Source organism: Micromonospora sp. CPCC 206060, assembly GCF_036906895.1.
Classification (GTDB): Bacteria; Actinomycetota; Actinomycetes; order Mycobacteriales; family Micromonosporaceae; genus Micromonospora.
This window is the reverse complement of record NZ_JBAKHU010000058.1, coordinates 26,057-33,333: the sequence shown is the minus strand read 5'-3', so window position 1 is coordinate 33,333 and position 7,277 is coordinate 26,057. Positions and strand designations below refer to the sequence as shown.

The 7,277-nt window shown below is 71.4% G+C and carries 4 protein-coding genes; 3 read left to right on the top strand and 1 reads right to left on the bottom strand.

Features of this window, described 5'->3' with window-relative positions:
• Window positions 1-314: 314 nt before the first annotated feature.
• The gene (locus tag V6U90_RS26330; protein WP_334442045.1) at window positions 315-2,252 is read right to left on the bottom strand and encodes an amylo-alpha-1,6-glucosidase; all 1,938 of its coding nucleotides are present in this window, start codon (window positions 2,250-2,252) and stop codon (window positions 315-317) included.
• 51 nt (window positions 2,253-2,303) lie between these two features.
• Here V6U90_RS26330 and V6U90_RS26325 point away from each other — a divergent pair, with 51 nt between their 5' ends.
• The 3 genes from V6U90_RS26325 (at window position 2,304) to V6U90_RS26315 (ending at window position 7,255) form a co-directional block, all read left to right on the top strand.
• Window positions 2,304-5,018, top strand: a complete 2,715-nt coding sequence (locus V6U90_RS26325) for an MGH1-like glycoside hydrolase domain-containing protein (RefSeq protein WP_442933676.1) — start codon at window positions 2,304-2,306, stop codon at window positions 5,016-5,018.
• A gap of 48 nt (window positions 5,019-5,066) precedes the next feature.
• Window positions 5,067-5,711 (top strand): TetR/AcrR family transcriptional regulator, encoded by a 645-nt coding sequence (locus V6U90_RS26320; RefSeq protein WP_334442041.1) that lies wholly within the window; start codon window positions 5,067-5,069, stop codon window positions 5,709-5,711.
• Between the two features lie 221 nt (window positions 5,712-5,932).
• Window positions 5,933-7,255 (top strand): NAD(P)/FAD-dependent oxidoreductase, encoded by a 1,323-nt coding sequence (locus tag V6U90_RS26315; RefSeq protein ID WP_334442038.1) that lies wholly within the window; start codon window positions 5,933-5,935, stop codon window positions 7,253-7,255.
• Window positions 7,256-7,277 lie beyond the last annotated feature (22 nt).

The window sequence follows — 7,277 nt, the reverse complement described above, 5'->3', positions numbered from 1 at the left end:
GGCGTGCACGTGCCGGCCGAGGCCGCCCACGAGCACCGGCGGGTACTCCCAGGACAGCATCAGCACCCGCTGGCGCCGGCTGGACTGGATGTCGATGACGTGGGCGTCCGGTGACATGCGGTCCCCTGAGGGTCGTCGGCGGGCACGCCGCAACCGGCACCGCCGTTGGTGCCCGTGCGTCGTATCGGGTCGAGGTCCATCGTGCCGGGCTCCGGAGAACCGGCGGAGACGCTGTCGTTGCGACCGTGTAACGCGTGCCCGGCCGGTGGCCGCGTCACCGGTGCGCCGCCGCCGGCATCCCGACCTGCCGTCGACTATCCGGTCCGGCGGGCGCGCAGCACCTCGGCGACCGACCAGGCCTGGAACGGGCAGCCGGTTGCGGCATGGGGAGCGGAGCCGTCCGCCGTCTCACTGACCGACCCCAGCCCGAATTCCGTCAAATGGGAATGAATGCCAGCGAACAAGGTATCCACTGACATCTTGGCCCGCCGGGCTGCGTCCACGTACGGCCCGAGCAGCCAGGGCCAGACCGTGCCCTGGTGGTAGGCGCCGTCCCGCTCGGCCGGACCGCCCCGGTGCCGCCCGGTGAACCCCTCCGAACCGGGGGCCAGGCTGCGCGGCCCGAGCGGGGTCAGCAACTCCGCGCCGATCCGGCGGATCGTCGGCTCGTCCGGGGTCAGCGGGGCGTACGGCAGCGACCAGGCCAGCAACTGGTTGGGGCGGAGCAGGTCGTCGTCGTGGTGCGCGGCGCCGCCCAGCGGGTACGCCGGGGCGGGCGCGTCCACCACGTCGTACAGCCAGCCGAGCGGGGACGGGAAACGCCGACGGAACGACTCCAGCGCCCGAGCGTGCGCCCCCTTCAGCCCGTCCGCGTCCGTCCCGGCCAGTTCCGCCAGCTCGACCAGGCCGGCCAGCCCGTTCACCCAGAGCGCGTTGACCTCCACCGGCTTGCCGACCCGGGGGGTGACCGGCACCCCGTACACCCGAGCGTCCATCCAGGTCAGCGCCTCCCCGGGGGCGCCCTGGGTGAGCAGGCCGTCGGCCGGGTCCACCCGGATGCCGTACCGGGTGCCGGCCAGGTGCGCGTCGACCACCCCGCGCAGCGCCGGCAGCAGCTCGTCACCGAGGTCGGTGTCACCGGTGACGGTGACGTGCCGGCTCACCGCGTGCAGGAACCACAGCGTCGCGTCGACCGTGTTGTACTCCACCCGGCCGGTGTCGGCGGTGTTCGCCAGCATCCCCTCCGACAGCGTCGCGGCGTACGACCGGAGCAGCTCGCGCCCCTCGTCGGCGCGTCCGGTGTGCAGGAACAGGCCCTCGTAGGCGATCATCGTGTCCCGCGACCAGGCACCGAACCACGGGTACCCGGCGACCACGTCCGGCCCGGTCGAGGTCCGTACCACGAACGCGTCGGCCGCCAGGGCCAGCGTCGCCGCCACCGCGTCGGCCGGCTTCGCGGCGGCCACCACCGCCCGGTTGCGCCGCCGGGCCGCCTCGATCACCTCCGGCGCCGGGGGCGGCGCCTCGGCCAGGTCGTCCGCCCAGGCCAGCACCGACACGGTGTCCCCGGGGAACTCCAGCGCACCGGAGAACCGGCCGGCGTACCAGAGGTCCTCCTGCGGGTGCAGCCCGCGCGCCGCCTCCTCGCGGTGCCGGACCCCCAGCCACCACTGCCCGTGCGGCTCCCAGCCCGGCCCGGCCAGCCGGAACGCCCCCTCGACGACCGCCCCGTCGGCGGTCGGCTCCATCCGGGGCGTCGGCCCGTCGGCCCGCCGCTCCCCGTGCGCGTCCCGCCAGGTGCAGACCGCGGACAGGTCGAGCCGGACCGGCCCGCCGGAGACCAGCCGGTGGGTGACCGCCACGCAGGACCGGCCGTACGTCATGGCCAGCTCGCGCTCGATCACCAGGTCACCGATCCGCCACCGCCACCGGGGCACCCCGTCACTCAGGGTGAACTCCTCCAGCAGCTCGAACCCGCGCGGGTCGACGGTGCCGTTGGCCCACTCGTGCGCGCCGAGGCGCACCTGCGCGCCGGAGGGGAGCACCACGGCCGGGTCCAAACCGACCAGGCCGACCCGGCGTACCGCCGGGGTCTCCCCGGCGACCACCAGTAACCCGTGGTAGCGGCGGGTGCGCAGTCCGTTGACGGTACCCATGGCGTAGCCGCCCCGGCCGTCGGTGACCAGCCACTCCCGGGCGGCCCCGGCGGTCTCGTCGCCGCAGACCTGGGACCCGAAGCTGATTGGGATCACTTCTCCTCCAGCGATTGCGTGTAACACGCCATGGTCACAATGGGTGTGGTCATGTACCCGGAGACGGTTGAGGATGTGCCAGTGATCACCGATGTGCCGCAGCCCGACGACGCCCACGACGCCGAGCGGGCCCGACTGGCGCAGGCCGACTCGGGTGAGCAGGAATGGCGCGCATGGGGTCCCTATCTCTCGGAACGGGCCTGGGGGACGGTACGGGAGGACTACAGCGAACACGGCACAGCGTGGGACTATTTTCCCCACGACCACGCGCGGTCCCGAGCCTACCGGTGGAACGAGGACGGCATGGCGGGCGTCTGCGACGACCGGCAGACGTTCAGTTTCGCCCTCGCGCTGTGGAACGGGACCGACCCGATCCTCAAGGAGCGGATGTTCGGCCTCGGCGGGGGCGGCGGCAACCACGGCGAGGACGCCAAGGACTACTGGTGGTACGAGGACTCCACGCCCACCCACTCCTGGATGCGCTGGCGCTACCACTACCCGCAGGCCGCCTTCCCGTACGACGAACTCGTCTCGGTCAACGGCCTGCGCGGCCGGGACGACACCGAGTACGAGCTGGTCGACACCGGGATCTTCGACGACGACCGGTACTGGGCGGTGACCGTCGACTACGCCAAGGCGTCCCCGACGGACATGTGCCTGCTGGTCAGCGTGACCAACCGGGGTGACGCCGACGCCACCCTGCACGTGCTGCCCACGCTCTGGTTCCGTAACACCTGGTCGTGGGGGCTGCCCGGCAGCGACCGGATCCCCACCCTGGTCGCCGACGGTGCCCGGCTGGTCGGCGAGCACCGGGTGCTCGGGCAGATCGCCCTCTCCGGCGAGGGTGACCCGACCCCGCTGGTCTGCGACAACGACACCAACACCGAGCGGCTCTGGGGGCTGCCGGGGCGGACGCCGTACCCGAAGGACGGCATCAACGACCACGTGGTCAACGGCGCCGACACGGTCAACCCGGCCGGGGAGGGGACGAAGGGGGCGCTGCACTACGTCCTGGACGTACCGGCCGGCGGTACCGCGCGGATCCGGTTGCGGCTGACCCGGACGGCCCCGCCACCCGGCGGCAGCCGGCCGCCCGCCGCCGACCTGGGGGCCGGCTTCGACGCGGTGTACTGGGCGCGGCGGGCCGAGGCCGACGCGTTCTTCCGGCGGGTCATCCCCGCGGCGGCCAGCGCGGACGAGGCGCTGGTGGCCCGGCAGGCGATCGCCGGGCTGATGTGGGGCAAGCAGTTCTACCACTTCGACGTGCAGCGCTGGCTCGACGGCGACCCGGGCTCCGCGCCGCCACCGGCCGGGCGCCGGCACGGGCGCAACAGCGCCTGGTGGCACATGAACAGCTTCGACGTGATCTCCATGCCGGACCCGTGGGAGTACCCCTGGTACGCCGCCTGGGATCTGGCCTTCCACTGCGTCAGCCTGGCCCGGGTCGATCCCGGGTTCGCCAAGGACCAACTGCTGTTGCTGCTGCGCGAGTGGTACCTGCACCCCAACGGGCAGATCCCGGCGTACGAGTGGGCGTTCGGTGACGTCAACCCGCCGGTGCACGCCTGGGCGGCGTTGAAGGTCTTCGAGATCGACGGCCGCCAGGACCACGACTTCCTGGCCCGGGTGATGCACAAGTTGCTGCTCAACTTCACCTGGTGGGTCAACCGCAAGGACACCGGCGGCAACAACGTCTTCGAGGGCGGTTTCCTCGGGCTGGACAACGTCGGCCCGTTCGACCGGTCCGCCGCGCTGCCCGTCGCCGGGGTGCTGGAGCAGTCCGACGGCACCGGCTGGATGGCCATGTACGCGCTGAACATGCTGGACATGGCGCTGGTGCTGGCCCAGCACGACGCCACCTACACCGACATCGCCACGAAGTTCTTCGAGCACTTCACCTACATCGCCGCCGCCGCGTACTCCCAGGGGCTCTGGGACGACGAGGACGCCTTCTTCTACGACGTGTTGCGGCTGCCCGACGGCAGCCAGGTGCCGCTCAAGGTCCGCTCCGTGGTCGGGCTGCTGCCGCTGGCCGCGACCACCCGGTTGACCTCGACCACCCTCTACCGGCTGCCCGAGCTGGGCGCCCGGCTGCGCTGGTTCCTGGCCAACCGGCCCGGGTACGCCGACGTGCTCGGCGCCCGCCGGCTCGGGCCGGACGGCCGCCAGCAGCGGCTGCTGTCCATGGTCGGCCCGGAACAGGTGATCCGGCTGCTGACCCGGATGCTCGACCCGGACGAGTTCCTCTCCGACTACGGGCTGCGGACGCTGTCCCGGGCGCACCTGGACAAGCCGTTCTCGGTGACCCTCGGCGGGCAGGAGTTCAGCGTCGGGTACGAACCGGCCGAGTCGACCAGCGGCCTGTTCGGCGGCAACTCGAACTGGCGCGGTCCGATCTGGATGCCGACGAACTTCCTGCTGATCAGCGCGCTGCGCGACTACGCGGCGTTCTTCGGCGACGACGTGCAGGTGGAGTACCCGACCCGGTCCGGGACCAAGTGCACCCTGGACGAGATCGCCGACGACCTCTCCGAGCGGCTGATCGCGCTGTTCACCCGGGACGACTGGGGCCGTCGCCCGATCTACGGCGCCTGCCAGCTCTTCCAGACCCACCCCGACTGGCGCGACCTGATCGCGTTCCCGGAGTACTTCCACGGGGACAACGGGGCCGGGCTCGGCGCCTGGCACCAGACCGGCTGGACGGCGCTGGTGGCCGACCTGATCCTCACCCTACGCGCGGAGAAGGACCCGAAGGGGCGACGTTGAGTCGGACATGAGACGGTTTCGACCGGCCTGCGGCGTTAGCATCCTGGGGTGTCCGATCAGGAGCGCGACCCCGATACCGGATCCGCCGTGGCGGATCCGCCCGCCGACCCGGACGACCCCGACCGGCCGACACTGATCGTGCGGATGGCCCGGGAGTTGGCCGAGGCGGAGGGCTGGGACGCGGTCACCACCCGCCGCCTCGCCGAACGCGCCGGCTGCGGTCAGTCCGACCTCTACCAGCACTTCACCGACCGGGAGGCCGTCATGGCCGCCGTGGCGGTCGACGGGTACGTCGAACTCGCCGCCGCCCTGCGCGTCGCCCGTTCGTCGGCCGACGAGCCGCAGCACCGCTGGACCGCGGTGGTCGCCGCCTATCTGGACTTCGCCAACGGCAACCCGGCGCTCTACGACGCGATGTTCGCCCTCACCCCGGATCTGCCGTTCGCCGACCTGGACGGGCCGCCGCCGCTGGAGGCGGCCTTCACCGAGTTGCGGGAGACGCTCACCCCGTTGGCGGTCTGCACCGACCTCGACGCGTTCACCGAGGTCGGATGGAGCACCCTGCACGGGATGGTGATGCTGACCCGGGGCGGTCGGCTCCGCCCGGACCTCCAGGAACGCCGGGAGACGGTGGTGGTCGCCCAGTTCCAGCCGGGCGTGCCGGAGATCCCGGTACCGGTGGCCGACGACTGACCGCCGCCGGACGGCTGACGTATTCGCGTCGATCCCGCCGCCGGTGAGCAATGAAGATCCACTGTGGACGTACGTTATGCTCACCGGCGATCGACTGCCCGCGGTCATCGAATCCGTACGGGTCATTCACCTAACCCGGTCTGATCAGGGGTGGGTCCGCAAATCCGGACCCACCCCTGATCTGCTCACGTTCGCGACGTCAGAGAAGGGTCGAGACATATATGTACGACGCGATTGTGATCGGCGCCCGCTGCGCGGGTGCGTCCACTGCGATGCTGCTCGCCCGCCAGGGCCACCGGGTCCTGGTGGTGGACCGGGCCGCCTTCCCCAGCGACGTCATCTCCACCCACTTCCTCTGGCCGCACGGCATGTCCTACCTGAACCGGTGGGGGGTGATGGACCAGGTGCTGGCGGTCACCCCGTCGCACTCGACGATGAAGCTGGTCAACGACGGCATCGAACTGACCGGCTCGGTGCCGGTGGAACTGCTGCGGGAGTACTTCCGGGACCTGCACGGCGACGACTCGGGTGTCGTGCAGACCTACGCCTCGGTGCGCCGCCTCGTCCTGGACCAGATCCTGGTCGAGGCTGCGGCCAAGGCCGGCGCCGAGGTCCGCACCAACTTCACGGTACGGGAACTGCTCGTCTCCGACGGCCGGGTGGTCGGCATCCGGGGGCGCACCGTCGACGGTGAACTGGTCGAGGAACGGGCCAAGATCGTGGTCGGCGCCGACGGCCGCAACTCCTTCGTCGCCCGCACCCTGAACCTGCCCAAGTACGACGAGCGGCCCCGGTGCACGTTCGCCTACTGGACCTACTACGCCGGTTTCGACCTCGGCCTCGGGCAGATCCACCGGCGTGGCCGGCTCGCCTGCGCGGTCGTACCCACCAACTTCGAGCAGAACATGGTCCTGGTCTGGGGACCGAGCGAGTGGTCCCGGGACTTCCGGCGCGACGTACCGGGCAACTTCTCGCGGGCACTGGACTTCGTCAGCCCCGAACTGGGCGAGGTGGTCCGGACCCGGGGCACCCGGATGGAGCGGATCTACGGCACCCTCGACCAGGCCGCCTTCCTCCGGCCGCTGCACGGGCCCGGCTGGGTACTGGTCGGTGACGCCGAGTGCTTCAAGGACCAGTGCACCGCCATCGGGATGACCCACGCCTTCCGCGACGCCGAGCTGACCAGCGCCGCACTGCACCGCTGGTTCACCGGGGAGGCGACGATCGACGAGGCGATGACCACCTACGAGACCCGCCGCCGCAGCCAGAACGCCGCCGCCTACTACGACTACGTCTGCACCCTGGCCGAGATGCGCCCGTACCGGCACGACGAGCTGCAACTCTTCGTCGCGCTGCGCGGCAACCAGCAGGAGATCGACCGGTTCATCGCCACCCACGCCGACATCGCACCGGTCTCGGAGTTCTTCCAGGCGTCCAACCTCTTCCAGCTCAACGACGCCGCGAAGGAGTCCTCCGCGGGGTACTCGATCTTCGAGGACTTCGCCGCCACCACTCGGATGTACCAGCAGAACCCCTTCGCCTGACCCGCCGCCACCGCTGACCCGA